This is a genomic window from Siphonobacter sp. BAB-5405 (assembly GCF_002872335.1).
Lineage (GTDB): Bacteria > Bacteroidota > Bacteroidia > Cytophagales > Spirosomataceae > Siphonobacter.
The window spans coordinates 1-2,782 of sequence record NZ_NJAG01000070.1 but is presented as its reverse complement, the minus strand read 5'-3'; the positions used below and the strand labels follow the sequence as shown (position 1 = coordinate 2,782).

3 protein-coding genes are annotated in these 2,782 nt (G+C 49.1%); all 3 read left to right on the top strand.

Going from position 1 to position 2,782, the window contains the following annotated elements:
* Window positions 1–409: 409 nt before the first annotated feature.
* Complete coding sequence (locus tag BWI97_RS25365) at window positions 410–964, top strand: RNA polymerase sigma-70 factor (protein WP_102203310.1); 555 nt, start codon at window positions 410–412, stop codon at window positions 962–964.
* The gene (locus BWI97_RS25360) at window positions 961–1,908 is read left to right on the top strand and encodes a FecR domain-containing protein (RefSeq protein ID WP_102203309.1); all 948 of its coding nucleotides are present in this window, start codon (window positions 961–963) and stop codon (window positions 1,906–1,908) included. Before BWI97_RS25365 ends, BWI97_RS25360 begins: the two co-directional genes overlap by 4 nt.
* A gap of 15 nt (window positions 1,909–1,923) precedes the next feature.
* On the top strand, window positions 1,924–2,782 hold an 859-nt coding region (locus tag BWI97_RS25355), incomplete at its 3' end, for an STN and carboxypeptidase regulatory-like domain-containing protein (protein WP_199182104.1).

Genomic DNA, 2,782 nt, shown 5'->3' with positions numbered 1-2,782 from the left:
AGTAAGACGATCCGATACGGAAATACGATCCGGAAGTTTAGCTTCCGATCGTGTGTTCATAGGCATACTTCTTCCATTCTTTTGATTAAGATTTCTTCTTGCTTTTAAAGTAATAACCTAGCATTCCTAGTGCTTTCAGTTCGAAATAACAATCTAAAAATCAATCCTTTTACCAAACATCAAAGGCCCTTTTCAGTAAACCTAGCTTAAGGTATCCTTCTAGTATGTACCGTTTTTTTTAACGTATAATTTAACGTTATTTTAAGCGTCTTTCCAATCTTTACTATCGGGACTTTTTTCTTCCCATACAAGGCCCGAATGGGTACCGATTTTAAAAAGATTTTTGATTTCTGTAGGGGAAAGTCTGACTGAATTGTCCTAGCCACTGAAGACATCAGCCGTAAGCCCCATGCAAGTAGTCTCGTTTGAGCAGGAATTTGAGCAGCTTTTTAAGACCCACGTGAAGAAACTTCACGCCTACGCCTACACACTGGTGAAAGACGACGTGATGGCGGAAGAAATGGTACAGAATGTCTTCTGCCGCTTGTGGGAGAAAAAGCTGCTGATTCGGGAATCTACTACGGGTTATCTCTACCGGGCGGTTTATCACGAAAGTCTGAACTACCTCAAACACGTCAAGGTCGAGCAATCGTACCTGCAATATGCCCAGCGGGAGCTGAACGACCGACCCCAACAACCTACTCACACGCTCGAACTCGTGGAGTTGGAAGAACGCCTTAATCAGGCCTTGCGGGACTTGCCCGAGAAATGCCGGACCGTTTTTCACCTGTGCCGGGTAGAGGAGCTGAAGTACCAGCAGATTGCCGACCTGTTGGAAATCCCCGTCAAAACGGTTGAAAACCAGATGGGCAAAGCCCTACGCTTTTTACGTCAGCAACTGGCTGACTACCTACCCCTGCTGGGACTGCTGGTCTGGTTACCCCAATCCCCTTTGTTTGTATGAAAATCGATTCGAAAATGGACGATTTACTGGTGAAGTACATGCTGCATGAAACCAGTATACCCGAACGAAAACGGGTAGAAGCCTGGCTACGGGAAAGCGATCGTCACCAGCAGTATTACGCCCAGTTCCGCACCATTTGGCAACAAAGCCAGCCTTCGGATGAACCACTCGTAGTAGATGAGCAGATCGCCTGGGAACATTTTCAACAGCGAATTCAAAAACCATCCATTCGCTCCATCCCCCGTTTTCGAGGCTGGATACGGGCGGCAGTTGTCTTGCTGATGCTGGGAATCGGCTGGCAAACGTATATGTGGATGACACCGGCTGAACTGCTCAGCGTTCAATCCGGCAATCAACCTCAATCGATTACCCTACCCGACGGCTCCAGCGTGACGCTGAATCGGCACTCCTCACTGCGTTACGACAAAACTTTTCGCCGCCGCCGGGTACACTTGACGGGAGAAGCCTTCTTTTCCATACAACGTGATCCATCTCGCCCCTTTACCGTTGAAGTCAATACCATGACGGTTCGCGTACTGGGCACTTCCTTTAACGTAAAGCAAACCGATACACAAACGGAAGTTGTAGTGAAAACCGGTCACGTGGAAGTACGTCGTCAACCGTACCGAATCGACTTACGCCCGCAGGAAAAAGCAATCGTACCCACTGACGAACGCAAACCGGAAAAACTTAAAATCCACGACGATCTCGATACGTATTATCACACGAAAACCTTCGTTTGCAGGCAGACGCCCCTCCGAACGCTCATCCGGACTATCAACGAAGCCTACGGTGTTCAGATACGCATTGCCCGGCCGGAACTGGAAGCCTTACCCCTTACTACTACCTTGCCGCAACTGCCGCTGGAAAGCGTGCTGGAGATCATTGCTCATACCCTTCAGTTAAAAATTGAACGGCAGGGAAATCAATTCCTGCTGAAATAGACCTTACCTTTCGGCATGCATTCCATTCCTGTCAGGGCGTGGCTAGTAACCATTCTGTGTGCTTTCGCCTGTACTTTCGACCTTCATGCCCAACAACTGCTCGTTCGAAAAATTTCACTGACGGTGAAACGGGAACCCCTTTCGCAGGTGCTTCAACACATCGGCGAGAAAGGAGATTTCTATTTTTCCTACAATAGTAACCTAATCCCCCGCGACAGTCTGGTCTCCTTACAGGTGAGCAACCAGACCGTTCAGTATACCCTGCAGCGGTTGTTTGGGAATCGCTTTTCGTATAAGGAAACGGGTAATTATCTGATCATTCAGCCGGGAAAAGTCGAACGACAATCGACCATCAGTGGCTATATTCTGGACGATGAAACGGGCGAAAAAGCCGACCTCGTTAGTATTTACGACAAAACGCGGTTTGTAGCCACGGTCAGTAACGACCAGGGCTATTTCAAACTCCGGGTTAAAGACCGGAGTGTGCCTTTATCGTTCACGGTCAGTAAAATTGGGTACGGGGATACGACGCTGACCCTGCCAGCCAACCAGGAAGTAACCATTCGGATCAAGCCCAAAGCGATCCTGCTCGACGAGGTAACGATCAATCCGAATTCCCGGGGCGAACGAACCTGGCTGGGCCGGACCTTTCTGTCCCGCCGCTTGCGGGCCCAAAGTCAGAACTTGAGTCGCTTTTTCGTCAATCTACCCTACCAAATCGCCCTCACTCCGGGTCTGGGTAGTCACGGTCGACTGAGTTCACAGGTCGTCAATAAAGTGTCGGTCAATCTACTGGGGGGATACAATGCCGGCGTACAAGGCGTTGAAATTGCGGGCGTTTTCAACATCATCAAAAACGATGTTCGATCGGTAC